Origin of the sequence: Pseudomonas sp. S09G 359 (genome assembly GCF_002843605.1) — a bacterium.
Classification (GTDB): domain Bacteria; phylum Pseudomonadota; class Gammaproteobacteria; order Pseudomonadales; family Pseudomonadaceae; genus Aquipseudomonas.
Window position 1 is genome coordinate 51,306 of record NZ_CP025263.1, and the last position, 15,761, is coordinate 67,066.

Genomic DNA, 15,761 nt, shown 5'->3' on the forward strand with positions numbered 1-15,761 from the left:
GTGTTTATGCGAATGAGCATGCAGCCCATGGAAAATGGGGTAAAGCCCATGAAAAGCAATGTCTAGGATAAGCACAGCTTATGTATGAAGCCCTCGGTGACCTGTCCCTCGACCTGCTGCGCGCGTTCGAAGCCGCCGCACGCCACCGCAGTTTTACCGCCGCCGCGATGGAGCTGGGCACCACCCAGCCGGCCATCAGCCAGCAGATCAAGCGCCTCGAAGAACAGTTAGTGATCCGACTGTTTGATCGCATCTACCGGGGCATTGAGCTGACCGACGCTGGCGCCCTGCTGTTCGAGCACGTGCAAGGCGGCTTGCAGGCCATCAACCAGGGCCTGAGTGCGATCACCCAGCAGGACCAGCATGAAGTGCTGCAAGTGGCCACCGACTTCGCTTTCGCCGCCTATTGGCTGATGCCGCGCCTGCATCGCTTCCACCAGGCCAACCCGCAAGTGGACGTGAGCCTGGTGACCAGCGAGCGCAACCACGCCACCTTGCGCAGTGACATCGACGTGGCGGTGCTGTTTGGCGATGGCCGGTTCAAACAGGGCGACAGCCTGTGGTTGTTCAACGAAGAAGTGTTCCCGGTGTGCAGCCCGCAGTGGCTGAAGACCCAAGCCACGCCGCTGACTGTACAAAATTTGCACGATTACCCGCTGCTGCACCTGCGCCAGGAAAACAACAGCCAGTGGTTCGACTGGAGCGGGGTATTTCGCGAGCTGGGCATCAGCACCGCGCCCACCCCCGGCCAACTGCGCTTCGACAATTACACCCTGCTGATCCAGGCGGCGATTGCCGGCCAGGGCGTGGCCATCGGCTGGCGTCATTTGGTGGATAACCTGCTGGAGCAGAACTGGCTGTGCCGGCCGATCAGCGACACGGTGATCTCGCGCTTCGGCTATTACGTGGTGCAGCCCCAACGCAAACGTCGGGGGCAGTTGGTGGAGCGGTTTGTGGACTGGCTGGTGGCGGAACAGGCCAGCAGCGCGCAATCACTGACCGGGCTGGCCCTGCCTTCGATTGCGGTCTAGGATTTGGCGCATATTTGATCCGGAGTTCGTCATGCAACGCATCAAGGGCTACCACGCCCACATCTACTTTGACGCCAGCACCCTCGACCAGGCGCGCACCTTATGCGAAGACGCCGCCAAACTCTTCCCGCTGCGTATGGGCCGCGTGCACGAACGGCCGGTGGGGCCGCATCCGGACTGGAGCTGCCAGTTGGCGTTCGATGCCGAATATATCGGGGTGGTGCTGCCGTGGCTGGTGATCCATCGCAATGGGCTGGTGGTGTTCCTGCACCCCAATACCGGCGATGACCTCAAGGATCACACCGACTACGCCATTTGGATGGGCGCGATGCGTGAGCTGAATTTGTCTGTGTTTTCTTAAATCCAATCCCTAAATATGGGATTGATATTTATATATTGAGACTTCCTAAGGCATAGGTTTATATTCGCTGCATCCGCTCAGAACTCAGGTGAAGCGATGCAGGCGCAATTGATCGCGCTCGATTGGGGGACCAGCTCCCTTCGTGCTTATAAACTCGGCTCGGCCGGCGTGGTGCTGGAACAGCGCGCGCTGGCCACTGGCATCATGCACCTGCCCAGCGAGCCCCGGGACATCGCCGGTGTGCGCTGCAGCGATGGCTTCGAGTTGGCGTTCGATGCGGCGTGCGGCGACTGGCTCGACGCCCAACCCGACTTGCCGGTGATCGCCTGCGGCATGGTCGGCAGCGCCCAGGGCTGGAGCGAAGCGGCCTACCGCAATACCCCCGTCGACGTCGCCAGCCTGGGCCAGGCACTGCATAGCCTATGCAGCCAGCGGGGTGTGACGGTGCACATCGTGCCCGGCGTGATCGAGCAGGTCGGGTTGCCCAATGTGATGCGCGGCGAAGAAACCCAGGTGCTCGGCGTGCTGCAAAGCCTGCCGGCCACCGATAACGTGTTGATCGGCCTGCCCGGCAGCCATTCCAAATGGGTCGAGGTGGTCGAAGGCCGCATCACGCATTTCGACACCTTCATGACAGGCGAGGTGTTTGCGGTGCTGAGCAAGCACAGCATCCTGGGGCGCACCCAAAAAGCCTCTGCAGAGTTCCAGGCCGACGCGTTTGATCGCGGCGTGCGCGTGGCGCTATCGCAAGACGGCCAGCGCGGCGTGCTGTCGACGCTGTTCAGCGCGCGCACCCTGGGCCTCACCGCCGAACTGGCCGCCGAGCAACAGCCTGATTACCTGTCCGGCCTGCTTATCGGCCATGAACTCGCCGGCCTACCGGAGCACGCCAAGCAGCAGCCGATCATCCTGGTCGGCGCCGCTGCCCTCTGCGCCCGCTACCAACGCGCCCTCGCCCTGTGCGGTTTTGCCCACGTCAGCCTGGCGCAGGAAGCCACCGAGCGCGGCCTGTGGCAACTGGCGGTCGCGGCCGGGCTCACTCAACCAGTAACGGAGGCCTGACATGCTCAAGCAAGCACTCGCACACAACGGTTTAATCGCAATCCTGCGTGGCGTAACCCCGGGCGAAGCCCAGGCGGTTGGTCAAGTTTTGTACGACGCCGGGTTTCGCGTAATCGAAGTACCACTGAATTCGCCGGACCCTTACACCAGCATCCGCACCCTGCGCGACAGCCTGCCAGCCGATTGCCTGATCGGCGCCGGCACGGTGTTGACGCCGGAGCAGGTCGAGCAGGTCAAAGCGGCGGGCGGCCAGGTGATCGTCATGCCTCACAGCGATGCCAAGGTCTTGCGCGCGGCGAAGGCGGCCGGCTTGTACCTGTCGCCGGGGGTGGCCACACCCACCGAAGCGTTCGCCGCCTTGGCTGAAGGGGCTGACGTGTTGAAGCTGTTTCCGGCCGAGCAAATGGGCCCTTCAGTGATCAAGGCGTGGCTGGCGGTATTGCCGGCGGGCACCTTGCTGCTGCCGGTGGGCGGCATTACCCCGGACAACATGCAGGTGTTTATCGACGCTGGCGCCAAGGGGTTCGGGCTGGGGTCCGGGTTGTTCAAACCGGGCATGACGGTGGATCAGGTCGCGAGCCGCGCCCAGGCGTATGTCGGCGCCTGGAAAGCCCTGAGCTGATATCAAGTTCCGCGCCCATGGGCGCCGCATCTATAAGAGAGATAACAGATGAAAATCACCAAACTGACGACCTTTATCGTCCCGCCGCGCTGGTGCTTCCTCAAGGTCGAAACCGACCAGGGCGTGACCGGCTGGGGTGAGCCCGTGGTCGAGGGCCGCGCCCATACCGTGGCCGCTGCCGTTGAAGAACTGTCCGACTACCTGATCGGCAAAGACCCACGCAACATCGAAGACATCTGGACCGTGCTCTATCGCGGGGGCTTCTACCGTGGCGGCGCCGTGCACATGAGCGCCCTTGCCGGCATCGACCAGGCGCTGTGGGACATCAAGGGCAAGGCCCTCGGCGTGTCCGTCAGCGACCTGCTCGGCGGCCAGGTGCGTGACAAGATCCGTGTGTATTCGTGGATCGGCGGCGACCGCCCGGCCGACACTGCCCGCGCCGCCAAAGAGGCCGTGGCCCGTGGCTTCACTGCCGTGAAAATGAACGGTACCGAAGAATTGCAGTTTGTCGACAGCTTCGAAAAAGTCGACCTGGCCCTGGCCAACGTTGCCGCCGTGCGTGATGCGGTCGGGCCGAACGTCGGCATCGGCGTGGACTTCCATGGCCGGGTGCACAAGCCCATGGCCAAGGTGCTGATGAAAGAGTTGGACCCGTACAAACTGATGTTTATCGAAGAGCCGGTGCTCAGCGAAAACTACGAAGCCCTCAAGGAGCTGGCGCCGCTGACCAGCACCCCGATTGCCCTGGGCGAGCGCCTGTTTTCGCGGTGGGACTTCAAGCGCGTGCTCAGCGAAGGGTATGTCGACATCATCCAGCCGGATGCTTCCCACGCCGGCGGCATCACCGAAACCCGCAAGATCGCCAACATGGCCGAAGCCTACGACGTGGCCCTGGCCCTGCACTGTCCGCTGGGCCCGATCGCCTTGGCAGCTTGCCTGCAATTGGACGCGGTTTGTTACAACGCGTTTATCCAGGAGCAGAGCCTGGGCATTCACTACAACGAGAGCAACGACTTGCTCGATTACGTGCGCGACCCGGGCGTGTTCGACTATGACCAGGGCTTCGTGAAGATCCCCAACGGGCCGGGCCTGGGCATCGAGATCAACGAGGAATACGTGATCGAACGCGCGGCCATCGGCCACCGCTGGCGTAACCCGATCTGGCGCCATGCCGACGGCAGCTTTGCCGAGTGGTGATTTCTAGCTGAAGAAATAGGGTTAAAAAATGTGGGAGGGGGCTTGCCCCCGATAGCGGTAAACCAGCCGCCGAAGATGCGGACTGACACTCTGCCATCGGGGGCAAGCCCCCTCCCACATTTGATCCCGGTTTCTTCAGCAAGATTTGTCCTCAATAAACATAACAAGAGGCACCCCCCCATGCACCCTGAATCCCTCACCGGGCAGGCTTCTTTAGTCACGCCCAGCAGAAAGCGCTTCTTCATCATGGTGCTGCTGTTTATCACCGTGGTGATCAACTACCTCGACCGCAGCAACCTGTCGATTGCCGCTCCGGCGCTGACCAGTGAACTGGGGATCGACCCGGTGCATGTCGGGCTGATCTTCTCTGCGTTCGGCTGGACCTACGCCGCCATGCAGATCCCCGGCGGCTGGCTGGTGGACCGGGTGCCCCCGCGAATCCTCTACACCGCTGCCCTGCTGCTGTGGTCCATCGCCACCGTGATGCTCGGATTCGCCGCCAGTTTTATCGCACTGTTTGTACTGCGCATGGCCGTTGGCGCCCTTGAGGCTCCGGCGTACCCGATCAACAGCCGCGTCGTCACCACCTGGTTTCCCGAGCGCGAGCGCGCCACGGCGATTGGCGTTTACACCTCCGGGCAGTTTGTCGGGCTGGCGTTCCTGACCCCGGTACTGGCCTGGCTGCAACACGCCTTTGGCTGGCACATGGTGTTTGTCGCAACCGGCGGCGTGGGCATTGTGTGGGCGCTGATCTGGTACGCGGTGTACCGCGAGCCCAAGGATTTCAAAGGCGCCAACAGCGCTGAAATCGAGCTGATCCGCGAGGGTGGCGGGCTGGTGGACATGCAGGCGCAAACCACCAAGGCGCCGTTCAGTTGGGTCGACCTGGGCATCGTGCTGAGCAAGCGCAAGCTCTGGGGCATCTACCTGGGCCAGTTCTGCCTGAATTCCACGCTGTGGTTTTTTCTGACGTGGTTTCCGACCTACCTGGTGAAATATCGCGGCATGGACTTCATCAAGTCTGGCTTGCTGGCGTCACTGCCATTCCTGGCCGCGTTTGTGGGTGTGCTGTGTTCGGGGGTATTTTCCGACTGGCTGATTCGCCGGGGGGCGTCGGTGGGTTTTGCGCGTAAGTTGCCGATTATTGGCGGGCTGCTGATTTCCACGGCGATCATCGGTGCCAACTATGTGGAATCGACGGCGTGGGTTATCGCGTTCCTGGCACTGGCGTTTTTCGGCAATGGGTTGGCGTCGATCACCTGGTCGCTGGTGTCGACCCTGGCACCCGCGCGCTTGCTGGGGCTGACCGGTGGGGTGTTCAACTTCATCGGCAACCTGTCGGCGATTGCCACGCCGATCGTGATTGGCTTCCTGGCCAGTGGCGACTCATTTGCGCCGGCGATCACCTATATCGCAGTGCTCGCGTTGCTCGGGGCGCTTTCCTACATATTGTTGGTAGGCAAAGTCGAGCGTATTGAGCTGAATGAATAACCTGTAGCAACAGCACTTCTGTGGCAAGCGGGCTTATGTGGCGAGCGGGCTTGCCCGCGTTGGGCTGCGCAGCGGCCCCAGAAAAAAGCGGGAGCGCTGCGCACTCCAACGCGGGCAAGCCCGCTCGCCACACAAGCGTGTTCACCACATAAGCACCCTGTCCACAAGAACAGCGCTTTAGTTGAGCACACCATCCAAAATCTCGTAGACGATGCCCGTCCCCACCGCAATCAACACCACATCCGGCCCCGAGCGGCGCCATTCATAGCCTTGGTACACCGGCAGGCGGGCCAGGGCGCGGTTGTCCAGGCGTTCGCCGTAGTAACCGCGTGGCAGCGGCTGGCCGCGCACCAGGCGTACATTCGGTGGCGGTGGTGCGCCGCGGGAGAACTGGCCGTGGTTGTCGTGGATGATCTGCCGCACCGGGCCGAAGTCCTGGGGTGGGCCGCCGCGACGGTTGTCCTGCGGGCCGCGATGGTCGTCGCCACGTTGCTCATGCTGGCCTTGCGGGCCGCCACGGTCATCACCACGCTGGTCCGGCGGTGCAGCTTGCACCAGGGCGCTGGCGCCAAGCACCAGTACGCCAAGGCCGGCAATCACGGATTTAGGCATTTTCATCGGGTATTCCTCAGGGCACACACACAAAAAAGGGATCTCGAACGAGGTTCGAAATCCCTTGGTCTTGTCAGTTTAGGTACTGAATCGAGAGGATGATTCCTCTGTATCAGGAACTTTACCTACCGCTTACGAGCCGCTTACTTACGCGCGTTGCGCACGCCTTCTGACAGCGCTGCACACAGGCCCAGCACGCCATCAATGGCTTGCTGATCATTTTTGGCAGAGGCGATGTGATCGATCAGTGCCGACCCCACCACCACACCATCGGCCAACCGCGCGATGGCGGCGGCTTGTTCCGGCGTGCGGATACCAAAGCCGATGCTGATCGGCAGGTCGGTATGCCGGCGCAGACGGGCCACGGCCTCTTCGACGTGCTCCAGGGTTGCGGCACCGGCGCCGGTGACACCGGCCACCGACACGTAATACACAAAGCCGGAGCTGCCGTTGAGCACGGTGGGCAGGCGCACGTCGTCGGTGGTTGGCGTGGTCAGGCGGATAAAGTCGATACCCGCCGCCTGGGCCGGGTCGCACAGCTCGCCGTTATGCTCAGGTGGCATGTCGACCACGATCAAGCCGTCGACACCGGCCTCTTTGGCGTCGGCGATGAACTTCGGCACGCCGTATTTGTGGATCGGGTTGAAGTAACCCATCAGCACCAGCGGGGTGTCGTTGTTGTCTTTGCGGAACTCGCGAACCATCTGCAGGGTTTTCAGCAGGTTCTGCTTGGCTTCCAGCGCGCGGATGTTGGCCAGTTGGATGGCCGGGCCATCGGCCATCGGGTCGGTAAAGGGCATGCCCAACTCGATCACATCGGCACCGGCGGCGGGCAAGCCCTTGAGGATCGCCAGCGAGGTGTCATAGCCCGGGTCGCCGGCGGTGACGAACGTCACCAGGGCGGCGCGGTTTTGTTCTTTAAGCTGCGTGAAGCGTGTTTGCAGGCGGCTCATTAGTGTTTCTCCTGCTTTGACTGTTCCATATGGTGCATGACGGTCTGCATGTCTTTGTCGCCACGGCCGGAAAGGTTGACCACCATCAGGTGATCTTTCGGCAGGGTCGGTGCGCGTTTGAACACTTCGGCCAGGGCGTGGGCGCTTTCCAGTGCAGGAATAATCCCTTCCAGGCGGCAGCATTTGTGGAAGGCATCCAGGGCTTCGTCGTCGGTCACCGAGGTGTATTGGACGCGGCCGATATCATGCAACCAGGCGTGTTCCGGGCCGATCCCTGGGTAGTCGAGGCCGGCGGAAATCGAGTGAGCGTCGATGATCTGGCCGTCGTCGTCCTGCAGCAGGAAGGTGCGGTTGCCGTGCAGCACGCCCGGTACGCCACCGTTGAGGCTGGCGGCATGCTTGCCGGTTTCGATGCCATGGCCGGCGGCTTCAACGCCGATGATTTCCACGCTGGTGTCATCCAGGAACGGATGGAACAGGCCCATGGCGTTGGAGCCACCGCCGATGCACGCCACCAGGCTGTCCGGCAGGCGGCCTTCCTGGGCTTGCAGCTGGGTGCGGGTTTCCTTGCCGATCACGGCCTGGAAGTCGCGCACCATCGCGGGGTATGGGTGTGGGCCGGCCACGGTGCCGATCAGGTAGAAAGTGCTGTCGACGTTGGTGACCCAGTCGCGCAGGGCCTCGTTCATTGCGTCCTTGAGAGTGCCGGTGCCGGCGACCACGGGGATCACTTCGGCGCCCAGCAGCTTCATGCGGAAGACGTTGGCCTGTTGGCGCTCGATGTCGGTGGTGCCCATGTAGATCACGCATTGCAGGCCAAAGCGCGCCGCCACGGTAGCCGTGGCCACGCCGTGCATGCCGGCGCCGGTTTCGGCGATGATGCGTTTTTTGCCCATGCGCCGGGCCAGCAGGATCTGGCCGATGCAGTTATTGATCTTGTGCGCGCCGGTGTGGTTCAGCTCTTCGCGCTTGAGGTAGATCTTGGCGCCACCGCAGAACTCAGTCAGGCGCTCGGCGAAGTACAGCGGGCTTGGGCGCCCTACGTAGTCGCGCTGGAAGTAGGCCAATTCTTCGTTGAATGCCGGATCGATCTTGGCCGCTTCGTATTCGCGGGCCAGGTCGAGGATCAACGGCATCAGGGTTTCAGCGACGTAGCGGCCGCCGAAGGCGCCGAAGAGGCCGCTGGCATCAGGGCCGTTGCGCAGATCGGTCTGGGACTGAGTCATGGGGCGCTCCAGGAAAGAATGGGTGTAGGAAACAATGACGGCCACTCTACCCCTGACGTTCCACGCTGAAAACCGATAAGATCGCCGTAACCTGTCAGGAAAACTCACAGATGAGCCGAGACCTTCCGCCCCTCAATGCTTTACGCGCGTTTGAAGCCACTGCGCGGCTCAACAGCGTGAGCCAGGCTGCCGAAAGATTACACGTGACCCATGGCGCGGTAAGCCGGCAGCTCAAGGTGCTGGAAGAACACCTGGGTGTCAGCCTGTTCGCCAAAGATGGGCGCGGCCTTAAACTCACAGATGCCGGTGTTCGGCTACGGGATGCCAGTGCCGAGGCATTCGAGCGTTTAAGGGATGTGTGCGCCGAACTCACCCAGGCCAGCGCGGATGCGCCGTTCGTGCTGGGGTGTTCGGGCAGTTTGCTGGCGCGTTGGCTGATCCCGCGCCTGGGCCGCTTGAATGCGGACCTGCCGGATTTGCGCCTGCACCTCTCTGCCGGCGACGGCGACCTCGACCCGCGCCGCCCCGGCCTGGACGCCCTGCTGGTATTTGCCGAGCCACCCTGGCCGGCGGATATGCAGGTGTATGAGCTAGCCAGCGAGCGCATCGGCCCGGTGATGAGCCCACGCTTTGCCGGTTACGAGCGGCTGCGCCAGGCGCCCGCTTCGGCCCTGTGCGGCGAAGCGCTGTTACACACCACCTCACGCCCGCAAGCCTGGCCCAGTTGGGCGCAGCAACACGGCATTGAGCCCGGCGCGTTGAAACACGGCCAGGGTTTTGAACATTTGTATTATTTGCTGGAAGCGGCGGTGGCCGGCTTGGGTGTAGCGATTGCGCCGGAGCCGCTGGTGGCAGAGGACTTGCGCGCGGGTCGCCTGGTGGCGCCGTGGGGTTTCAGTGAAACCCCGGCGCACCTGGCGTTGTGGCTACCCAAGCGCGCCGCAGACGGGCGCGCTGGTCAGCTGGCGCAGTGGCTCAAGGCTGAGCTGCAGCGCCAACCGATTTAATCGCCGCGTTTGCACAGCAGGTAAGCCGCCAGCAGGCCCAATGCACCTACAGCGACACCGGCTGTAGTCCATGGGTGCTCTTGTGCGTAATCCCGGGTAGCAACACCGGTTTCGCGGATTTTGACTTTGCTTTCTTCGTAGGCATCGCTGATCAGGTGACGGGAGTGCTTAAGGGCATTCTCGGCATTGCTTTTCAGGGCCTTCAGGGTTTTGCGCGACTCGTCGGAAGCATCGTCCTTGAGGCTCTCAAGGGATTTGAGCAGGCTCGAAATCTCGGCTTCCATGCTTTCCAGCGACGCTTTGCGTAAAGAAGTGTTGGCCATGTGGACTCTCCTGAAGTGATTGAGTGGCATGTGTAGATACCGACTCCAGCGTTTTCAGAAAGTGCAGTAAATCTGAACTTTCGGGTAGGAACGGTCGCCAGAAGCAGTACGAACATTGACTGCTACGCTTGCTTAACGACCCTTAGGAGAACTGCCATGAGTGATCATCACACCTACAAGAAAGTCGAACTGGTCGGCTCGTCTGCCACCAGCATCGAAGATGCGATCAATAACGCCCTGGCCGAAGCCAACAAGAGCATCAAGCATTTGGAGTGGTTCGAAGTGACCGAAACCCGTGGCCACATCAAGGACGGCAAGGCCGCGCACTTCCAGGTCACCCTCAAGGTGGGGTTCCGAATTGCCAGTAGTTGATCGCGCCTGTTGAACTTTGCTCACTGGCCGATTGCCATAACCTGCGCTACAACCAATGGGTGCCGATGCGAAATGCGTCGGCACGCTCTTTTCGATCAGCGCAAGGAAAGTAACGGATGAAGAAGTTCCTGTTAGCGGTAGGTTTGTTGAGCATTGCGGGCACAGCCCTGGCGGCGGGCAAGCCTTGTGAAGAGCTGAAAAGCGAAATTGCAGCGAAAATCGACGCCAAGGGCGCTTCGGGTTATTCGCTGGAGGTGGTGGATAAAGGTGCGGCACCCACCGATCACACCGTCGTCGGTAGCTGCGAAGGCGGCACCAAGGAAATCGCCTACAAGCGCGGTTGATCCCGTGCTGCAGACTTGTGGCGAGGGAGCTTGCTCCCGCTGGAGTGCGTAGCGCTCCCATTATTTTGGGGCCGCTACGCAGCCCAGCGGGAGCAAGCTCCCTCGCCACAGGTTCGTTTTAGCCCTTCATCAACTGTGCCAGCAGCTCGTAGGAATGAATCCGGTCGGCGTGCTCGTACAGGTCGCAGGTAAAGATCAGCTCATCGGCGCCAGTTTGCTCGATCAACACTTCCAGTTTGGCGCGGATCTTCGCCGGGCTGCCCACCATCGCCAGGCCGAGGAAGCTGCCGACTGCATCTTTTTCATGCGGCAGCCACAGGCCATCCATGGTCTTGACCGGCGGGCGCTGCACCAGGCTTTGCCCGCGCATCAGCGCAAGGATGCGTTGGTACACCGAAGTGGCCAGGTACTCGGCCTGCTCATCGGTATCGGCCGCCACCAGCGGAATGCCGAGCATCACGTAGGGTTTGTCCAACACGGCCGAAGGCTTGAAGTGGTTGCGGTACACGCGAATCGCTTCGTGCATGAGGCGCGGTGCGAAATGGGAGGCGAAGGCGTAGGGCAAACCGCGCTCGCCGGCCAGTTGCGCACTGAACAGGCTGGAACCGAGCAGCCACACCGGCACGTTGGTGCCGGTGCCGGGTACGGCGATGATGCGTTGGTCTGGCGTGCGTGGGCCCAGGTAGGCCATCAGTTCGGCCACGTCTTCGGGGAACTCATCGGCGCTGCCGGAGCGTTCACGGCGCAGGGCGCGGGCGGTCATCTGGTCGGAACCGGGCGCGCGGCCCAGGCCCAGGTCGATACGCCCTGGGTACAGGCTTTCGAGGGTGCCGAACTGCTCGGCAATCACCAACGGCGCATGGTTGGGCAGCATCACGCCGCCGGAACCGACGCGAATCGTCGAGGTGCCACCGGCCAGGTAGCCCAGCAACACCGAGGTGGCCGAGCTGGCGATGCCGTCCATGTTGTGGTGTTCAGCCACCCAGAAACGGTTGTAGCCAAACTTTTCCACGTGCTGGGCCAGGTCCAGGGAATTGCGCAGCGACTGCGCCGGACTGCCGTTGGCCCGCACGGGCACCAGGTCGAGGGTCGAGAACTTAACGTCGGACAGCGATTTCATAAGCCTGCTTCTCCAATGGGGGCGCAGGCTTTTTAGACGAACCAAAACCTGCCGCTTCATGTGCATGGTCTATGCAATGAGGGCATATACCCGAGATTCAATAGGTAGCCTGAAAATTTCCTACTGGAACGCTAGGTTTCTCCGACAAGATGAACTTTGGCGGGGCGTCTATCCTCAGAACCCTTACTGACGCAAAACCACCGTTCGAGGAGACCGCTATGAGTATCGTTAAAAAAGCATCCGCGCATTGGGAAGGTGACCTGAAGACCGGCCTGGGTTCCATCTCCACGGAAACCGGCGTATTGCGCGAAGCGCCCTACGGCTTCAAGGCCCGTTTCGAAGGCGGCAAGGGTACTAACCCTGAAGAATTGATCGGCGCGGCCCACGCCGGCTGTTTCTCCATGGCGTTTTCCATGATTCTTGGCGATGCCGGGCTCAAGGCCGACAGCATCGACACCCAGGCAGAAGTGACGCTGGACCAGGTGGATGGCGGCTTTGCGATTACTGCTGTGCACCTGATCCTCAAGGCCAAGATTCCAGGCGCAAGCCAGGCACAGTTCGAAGATCTGAGCAAAAAAGCCAAGGAAGGGTGCCCGGTGTCCAAGGTACTGAATGCGAAAATCAGCCTGGATGCCACGCTCGTTAACTAACCGACGCAGCAAGTGCAATGTGGGAGGGGGCTTGCCCCCGATGGCGGTGGATTAGTCGATATCTTCATGGGCTGACCCACCGCTATCGGGAGCAAGCCCCCTCCCACATTGGGTTTTGCGTTAAATCAGAACCTGCGTTTACAAACTGTGGTCGAATAGCCATTGCAGCCTAGGCGCACACTCGTGCGCATGCATTCAGGGAGCTTCACACATGAAACGTTTTGCCTTGGCGATCATCTGCGGTGTGTTGGCCACTTCGGCCGTGGCCGCGCCAAAAGACTGCGAAGAGCTCAGGAAGGAAATTGAGGTCAAGATCCAGGCTAACGCGGTGCCGTCCTACACCCTGGAGATCGTCAGCAAGGAAGAAGCCGACAAGCACGACGTAGCCATGGTCGTCGGTAGCTGTGAGAACGGCACCAAGGCGATCATCTACCAGAAGAACAGCGACTGATCAGATGCAGTTCACGCTGCGTTCTTCGGCCAGCAACTGACGCGCCGAGTCATACAACCGAATATTGGGCGTGAAGGCCAGCGAGCGGCCTTCCAGCACATAGCGCTGGCCGGCCTGAAAGTGGTCGTACTGCAAGGTCATAAAGCACGTGCGGTACATCATTTGACTTAGGCCGCCGAGGCCACCGCCGGCAGGCACTTCAAAGTCAAAACGAACCATGAGCTCATGGGCGCCTGGCGGGAACTGGAAGTAGCGGCCGTCGTCCAGGTTCCTGCCGTCCAGACGCTGCGCCATCACCAGTTTGGAGCCCGGTGTCGGGGTCGTGAAGTCGACCCAGGCCTGTTGCGGGTCGGCCGGTGGAATCGGAGCCGACGCACAGGCGCTGAGAAACAGGGCGGCGACGGGAAGCATAAGCTGACGCATGGCAGGCACTCGACGGTAGGAAGGATGTGAGCCGGATTACTGGCCCCTGTCAGTATAAACACGCTATGCCATGGAAAAATTCCGTGTAGGCAGGCTAGTCTGGCGAACAAATCACCCAGGAGCGGTTGGGGCATGATCAGGCGTTTTCTTGCGGTGTGGGTGTTTGTGCTGCTCAGTGGCTGCTCCAGCATCAGTTACTACAGCCAATTGGCGGGCGGCCAGTGGCAATTGCTGCGGGCTCGGGAGCCGGTGGCCGAGGTGATCGCTGACCCGACCCGCCCACAGGCATTGCGTGAACACCTGGCGCAATCACAGAAAGCCCGCGCCTTCGCCAGCGAACATCTGCACCTGCCCGACAACCAGAGTTACCGGCTGTACGCCGACATCGGTCGGCCGTACGTGGTCTGGAATCTATTCGCCACGCAGGAATTTTCCCTATCGCCTGAAACTCATTGCTTCCCCATCGCCGGTTGCGTGGCCTATCGAGGGTATTACAGCCAGGGTGCCGCGCGGGGTGAGGCGGCGGTGTTGAAGCAACAGGGCATGGATGTGTCGATCGGCGGGGTCGAGGCCTATTCCACCTTGGGATGGTTTAACGACCCGATCATGAATTCGATGATGAACTGGGGCGATGAGCGCCTGGCCACGCTGATCTTCCATGAGCTGGCGCACCAGCGTTTCTATGTGAAGGACGACACTGAGTTCAACGAGTCCTACGCCAACTTTGTCGAGCAGGAAGGCACGCGCCAATGGCGTGCTGCGCGGGGTTTGGCGCCGCTCAGCAATGCGGCGTTACAGCAGCGTGATCAATTTACCCAACTGGTTCTCGATACCCGAACACGTTTGGAAAAACTGTATGCGCAGCCTCTGTCTGCCGAGATCATGCGCCAGGCTAAAGCGGCGGAGTTTGAGCGTTTGCGCAGCGAGTACCGGCAACTGCGCGACACTCAATGGGCGGGCGATAAACGTTATGACGCCTGGATCAACCAGCCGATGAACAACGCGCGGTTGTTGCCGTTTGGGCTGTATGACCAATGGGTGCCGGCGTTTGCGGCGTTGTTTCGGCGCGAAGGTGGGGATTGGGTGAGGTTTTATGCGGCGGTGGAGAAGCTGGGTGGGTTGCCGGTGGAGCAGCGGAAGGCGGCGTTGAGGCGGTTGGAAGGTACTGTCCTTTAGGCCCTCATCGGGGGCAAGTCGAATCGTCGCACCGCCCCTCCCACTTTTTGACCGCGCGCGCGGGCAAGTGTGTGAGGGGCGGTACGACGACTCGACTTGCCCCCGATGGCGGACTTAAGGCCGCTGCAAGAACGCCTGGTGCATCTCATCCAACGTCTCAAAATGCCAGGTAGGCGCCTCGGCATTCAACTCCTCAAAACTGCCAAACCCATACCCCACCGCCGCTGCATCAATCCCATTGCTGCGCGCCCCGATCAGGTCGTGCTTGCGGTCACCAATCATCAAGGTAGTGGCCGGGTCCAGGCCTTCTTCGTTCATCAAGTGAGCAATCAGCTCCACCTTGTTGGTACGCGTCCCATCCAGTTCGCTGCCGTAGATCACCTTGAAGTGCTTGGCAAAATCGAAATGCCGGGCGATTTCGCGGGCAAACACCCAGGGCTTGGAGGTGGCGACGTACAACTGGCGGCCCTGGCTGCTGAGGTCTTCCAGCAACGGCATCACGCCGTCGAACACGCGGTTTTCGTACAGCCCGGTGACCTTGAAACGCTCGCGGTAGAAATTCACCGCCTCCCAGGCCTTGGCCTCGTCGAAGTCGTAGAACTGCATGAAGGCTTGCAGCAACGGTGGGCCGATGAAGTGCTCGAGCCTGGTCAGGTCCGGCTCGTCGATGCCCAGCTTGGCGAGGGCGTACTGGATCGAACGGGTAATGCCCTCGCGCGGGTCGGTGAGGGTGCCATCCAGGTCGAACAGGACGGTTTGGTAGTTCAGGGTCATTGATCGAATCCTTCGGCCAGGTGCAGGTCTTTGAGCTTTACGTAGTTCGCGGCGCTGTAGGTGAAAAAGGCGCGTTCCTTGTCAGTCAGCGCGCGGATTTGTTTAACCGGGCTGCCCACGTACAAAAAGCCGCTTTCGAGTTTCTTGCCTGGCGGTACCAGGCTACCGGCGCCAATGATCACGTCGTCTTCTACCTGCGCGCCATCCATCACAATGCTGCCCATGCCGATCAGGATGCGACTGCCCACCGTGCAGCCATGCAGCATGACCTTGTGGGCGATGGTCACGTCGTCGCCGATCAGCAGGGGGAAGCCATCCGGGTTGAACGGCCCGGCGTGGGTGATATGCAGCACGCAGCCATCCTGGATGCTGGTGCGCGCGCCGATGCGGATGCGGTGCATGTCGCCGCGAATCACCGTCAGCGGCCAGACCGAGCTGTCGGTGCCGATTTCGACATCGCCGATCACCACCGCCGAAATATCGACAAAAGCCCCGGCGCCCAGGGTTGGCGTGTGGTTCTGATAGGTGCGAAGGGTCACGATAGCCTCTCTCTTATCTGCTGATAG

At 61.3% G+C, this 15,761-nt stretch carries 20 protein-coding genes; 12 read left to right on the forward strand and 8 right to left on the reverse strand.

Features of this window, described 5'->3' with window-relative positions:
- Positions 1 to 80: 80 nt before the first annotated feature.
- From CXQ82_RS00235 to CXQ82_RS00260, 6 genes are all read left to right on the forward strand, one after another.
- Entirely contained in the window at positions 81 to 1,031 is a 951-nt protein-coding gene (locus tag CXQ82_RS00235; RefSeq protein ID WP_101265078.1) for a LysR family transcriptional regulator, read from the forward strand.
- A gap of 31 nt (positions 1,032 to 1,062) precedes the next feature.
- Positions 1,063 to 1,392 carry a DOPA 4,5-dioxygenase family protein gene (locus CXQ82_RS00240; protein WP_101265080.1) on the forward strand — a complete coding sequence of 110 codons (330 nt, stop codon included), beginning with the start codon at positions 1,063 to 1,065 and terminating at the stop codon, positions 1,390 to 1,392.
- A gap of 96 nt (positions 1,393 to 1,488) precedes the next feature.
- A complete protein-coding gene (locus CXQ82_RS00245) occupies positions 1,489 to 2,454 on the forward strand; it encodes a 2-dehydro-3-deoxygalactonokinase (RefSeq protein WP_101265082.1) in 966 nt (321 codons plus the stop codon).
- A 1-nt stretch (position 2,455) separates the two neighbouring features.
- The gene (locus tag CXQ82_RS00250) at positions 2,456 to 3,076 is read left to right on the forward strand and encodes a 2-dehydro-3-deoxy-6-phosphogalactonate aldolase (protein ID WP_101265084.1); all 621 of its coding nucleotides are present in this window, start codon (positions 2,456 to 2,458) and stop codon (positions 3,074 to 3,076) included.
- 48 nt (positions 3,077 to 3,124) lie between these two features.
- Positions 3,125 to 4,273 (forward strand): galactonate dehydratase, encoded by a 1,149-nt coding sequence (gene dgoD, locus CXQ82_RS00255; RefSeq protein ID WP_003170741.1) that lies wholly within the window; start codon positions 3,125 to 3,127, stop codon positions 4,271 to 4,273.
- 180 nt (positions 4,274 to 4,453) lie between these two features.
- Entirely contained in the window at positions 4,454 to 5,764 is a 1,311-nt protein-coding gene (locus CXQ82_RS00260) for an MFS transporter (RefSeq protein WP_101265086.1), read from the forward strand.
- A 177-nt stretch (positions 5,765 to 5,941) separates the two neighbouring features.
- On the opposite strand, the gene CXQ82_RS00265 is transcribed toward CXQ82_RS00260, so the two are convergent.
- The 3 genes from CXQ82_RS00265 to trpB form a co-directional block, all read right to left on the reverse strand.
- The gene (locus CXQ82_RS00265) at positions 5,942 to 6,382 is read right to left on the reverse strand and encodes an anti-virulence regulator CigR family protein (RefSeq protein WP_101265088.1); all 441 of its coding nucleotides are present in this window, start codon (positions 6,380 to 6,382) and stop codon (positions 5,942 to 5,944) included.
- Between the two features lie 137 nt (positions 6,383 to 6,519).
- A complete protein-coding gene (gene trpA / locus CXQ82_RS00270; RefSeq protein WP_101265090.1) occupies positions 6,520 to 7,329 on the reverse strand; it encodes a tryptophan synthase subunit alpha in 810 nt (269 codons plus the stop codon).
- Positions 7,329 to 8,555, reverse strand: coding sequence for a tryptophan synthase subunit beta (trpB, locus tag CXQ82_RS00275; RefSeq protein WP_101265092.1), 1,227 nt, complete (start codon positions 8,553 to 8,555; stop codon positions 7,329 to 7,331). Before trpB ends, trpA begins: the two co-directional genes overlap by 1 nt.
- A gap of 110 nt (positions 8,556 to 8,665) precedes the next feature.
- Here trpB and CXQ82_RS00280 point away from each other — a divergent pair, with 110 nt between their 5' ends.
- Positions 8,666 to 9,562: a LysR family transcriptional regulator gene (locus CXQ82_RS00280; RefSeq protein WP_101265094.1), complete on the forward strand. Its 897-nt coding sequence runs from the start codon at positions 8,666 to 8,668 to the stop codon at positions 9,560 to 9,562.
- Here CXQ82_RS00280 and CXQ82_RS00285 read toward each other — a convergent pair.
- Positions 9,559 to 9,885, reverse strand: coding sequence for a YqjD family protein (locus CXQ82_RS00285; protein ID WP_003170746.1), 327 nt, complete (start codon positions 9,883 to 9,885; stop codon positions 9,559 to 9,561). The genes CXQ82_RS00280 and CXQ82_RS00285 overlap by 4 nt on opposite strands.
- A 156-nt stretch (positions 9,886 to 10,041) precedes the next feature.
- Between CXQ82_RS00285 and CXQ82_RS00290 the strand changes: the two genes are divergently transcribed.
- Both CXQ82_RS00290 and CXQ82_RS00295 read left to right on the forward strand, forming a co-directional pair.
- On the forward strand, positions 10,042 to 10,257 hold the full coding sequence (locus CXQ82_RS00290; RefSeq protein ID WP_003187305.1) for a dodecin: 216 nt from the start codon (positions 10,042 to 10,044) through the stop codon (positions 10,255 to 10,257).
- 116 nt (positions 10,258 to 10,373) lie between these two features.
- Positions 10,374 to 10,601 carry a DUF1161 domain-containing protein gene (locus CXQ82_RS00295; protein WP_101265096.1) on the forward strand — a complete coding sequence of 76 codons (228 nt, stop codon included), beginning with the start codon at positions 10,374 to 10,376 and terminating at the stop codon, positions 10,599 to 10,601.
- A 118-nt stretch (positions 10,602 to 10,719) separates the two neighbouring features.
- Here the strand turns inward: CXQ82_RS00295 and CXQ82_RS00300 are convergent, their stop codons facing one another.
- Positions 10,720 to 11,721 (reverse strand): LLM class flavin-dependent oxidoreductase, encoded by a 1,002-nt coding sequence (locus CXQ82_RS00300; RefSeq protein WP_101265098.1) that lies wholly within the window; start codon positions 11,719 to 11,721, stop codon positions 10,720 to 10,722.
- Between the two features lie 218 nt (positions 11,722 to 11,939).
- On the opposite strand from CXQ82_RS00300, the gene CXQ82_RS00305 reads away from it, so the two are divergent.
- Together CXQ82_RS00305 and CXQ82_RS00310 are read left to right on the forward strand one after the other, a co-directional pair.
- Positions 11,940 to 12,371 carry an OsmC family protein gene (locus CXQ82_RS00305; RefSeq protein ID WP_101265099.1) on the forward strand — a complete coding sequence of 144 codons (432 nt, stop codon included), beginning with the start codon at positions 11,940 to 11,942 and terminating at the stop codon, positions 12,369 to 12,371.
- Between the two features lie 211 nt (positions 12,372 to 12,582).
- A complete protein-coding gene (locus CXQ82_RS00310; protein ID WP_101265101.1) occupies positions 12,583 to 12,822 on the forward strand; it encodes a DUF1161 domain-containing protein in 240 nt (79 codons plus the stop codon).
- Here CXQ82_RS00310 and CXQ82_RS00315 read toward each other — a convergent pair whose 3' ends face one another.
- Positions 12,823 to 13,245: a hypothetical protein gene (locus CXQ82_RS00315; RefSeq protein WP_101265103.1), complete on the reverse strand. Its 423-nt coding sequence runs from the start codon at positions 13,243 to 13,245 to the stop codon at positions 12,823 to 12,825. It lies immediately after the preceding gene.
- 132 nt (positions 13,246 to 13,377) lie between these two features.
- Between CXQ82_RS00315 and CXQ82_RS00320 the strand changes: the two genes are divergently transcribed.
- Positions 13,378 to 14,421, forward strand: a complete 1,044-nt coding sequence (locus CXQ82_RS00320; protein ID WP_101265105.1) for an aminopeptidase — start codon at positions 13,378 to 13,380, stop codon at positions 14,419 to 14,421.
- 114 nt (positions 14,422 to 14,535) lie between these two features.
- Here CXQ82_RS00320 and CXQ82_RS00325 read toward each other — a convergent pair whose 3' ends face one another.
- Both CXQ82_RS00325 and CXQ82_RS00330 read right to left on the reverse strand, forming a co-directional pair.
- The gene (locus tag CXQ82_RS00325; RefSeq protein WP_101265107.1) at positions 14,536 to 15,195 is read right to left on the reverse strand and encodes an HAD family hydrolase; all 660 of its coding nucleotides are present in this window, start codon (positions 15,193 to 15,195) and stop codon (positions 14,536 to 14,538) included.
- Positions 15,192 to 15,734, reverse strand: a complete 543-nt coding sequence (locus CXQ82_RS00330) for a gamma carbonic anhydrase family protein (protein WP_101265109.1) — start codon at positions 15,732 to 15,734, stop codon at positions 15,192 to 15,194. The genes CXQ82_RS00325 and CXQ82_RS00330 overlap by 4 nt, the downstream gene beginning before the upstream one ends.
- Positions 15,735 to 15,761 lie beyond the last annotated feature (27 nt).

What these genes read in the sequence shown, in the direction of transcription:
- CXQ82_RS00235 (WP_101265078.1), top strand. Translation starts at nt 81, where the DNA reads ATGTATGAAGCCCTCGGTGACCTGTCCCTCGACCTGCTGCGCGCGTTC.
- CXQ82_RS00240 (WP_101265080.1), top strand. Translation starts at nt 1,063, where the DNA reads ATGCAACGCATCAAGGGCTACCACGCCCACATCTACTTTGACGCCAGC.
- CXQ82_RS00245 (WP_101265082.1), top strand. Translation starts at nt 1,489, where the DNA reads ATGCAGGCGCAATTGATCGCGCTCGATTGGGGGACCAGCTCCCTTCGT.
- CXQ82_RS00250 (WP_101265084.1), top strand. Translation starts at nt 2,456, where the DNA reads ATGCTCAAGCAAGCACTCGCACACAACGGTTTAATCGCAATCCTGCGT.
- dgoD (WP_003170741.1), top strand. Translation starts at nt 3,125, where the DNA reads ATGAAAATCACCAAACTGACGACCTTTATCGTCCCGCCGCGCTGGTGC.
- CXQ82_RS00260 (WP_101265086.1), top strand. Translation starts at nt 4,454, where the DNA reads ATGCACCCTGAATCCCTCACCGGGCAGGCTTCTTTAGTCACGCCCAGC.
- CXQ82_RS00265 (WP_101265088.1), bottom strand. Translation starts at nt 6,382, where the DNA reads ATGAAAATGCCTAAATCCGTGATTGCCGGCCTTGGCGTACTGGTGCTT.
- trpA (WP_101265090.1), bottom strand. Translation starts at nt 7,329, where the DNA reads ATGAGCCGCCTGCAAACACGCTTCACGCAGCTTAAAGAACAAAACCGC.
- trpB (WP_101265092.1), bottom strand. Translation starts at nt 8,555, where the DNA reads ATGACTCAGTCCCAGACCGATCTGCGCAACGGCCCTGATGCCAGCGGC.
- CXQ82_RS00280 (WP_101265094.1), top strand. Translation starts at nt 8,666, where the DNA reads ATGAGCCGAGACCTTCCGCCCCTCAATGCTTTACGCGCGTTTGAAGCC.
- CXQ82_RS00285 (WP_003170746.1), bottom strand. Translation starts at nt 9,885, where the DNA reads ATGGCCAACACTTCTTTACGCAAAGCGTCGCTGGAAAGCATGGAAGCC.
- CXQ82_RS00290 (WP_003187305.1), top strand. Translation starts at nt 10,042, where the DNA reads ATGAGTGATCATCACACCTACAAGAAAGTCGAACTGGTCGGCTCGTCT.
- CXQ82_RS00295 (WP_101265096.1), top strand. Translation starts at nt 10,374, where the DNA reads ATGAAGAAGTTCCTGTTAGCGGTAGGTTTGTTGAGCATTGCGGGCACA.
- CXQ82_RS00300 (WP_101265098.1), bottom strand. Translation starts at nt 11,721, where the DNA reads ATGAAATCGCTGTCCGACGTTAAGTTCTCGACCCTCGACCTGGTGCCC.
- CXQ82_RS00305 (WP_101265099.1), top strand. Translation starts at nt 11,940, where the DNA reads ATGAGTATCGTTAAAAAAGCATCCGCGCATTGGGAAGGTGACCTGAAG.
- CXQ82_RS00310 (WP_101265101.1), top strand. Translation starts at nt 12,583, where the DNA reads ATGAAACGTTTTGCCTTGGCGATCATCTGCGGTGTGTTGGCCACTTCG.
- CXQ82_RS00315 (WP_101265103.1), bottom strand. Translation starts at nt 13,245, where the DNA reads ATGCGTCAGCTTATGCTTCCCGTCGCCGCCCTGTTTCTCAGCGCCTGT.
- CXQ82_RS00320 (WP_101265105.1), top strand. Translation starts at nt 13,378, where the DNA reads ATGATCAGGCGTTTTCTTGCGGTGTGGGTGTTTGTGCTGCTCAGTGGC.
- CXQ82_RS00325 (WP_101265107.1), bottom strand. Translation starts at nt 15,195, where the DNA reads ATGACCCTGAACTACCAAACCGTCCTGTTCGACCTGGATGGCACCCTC.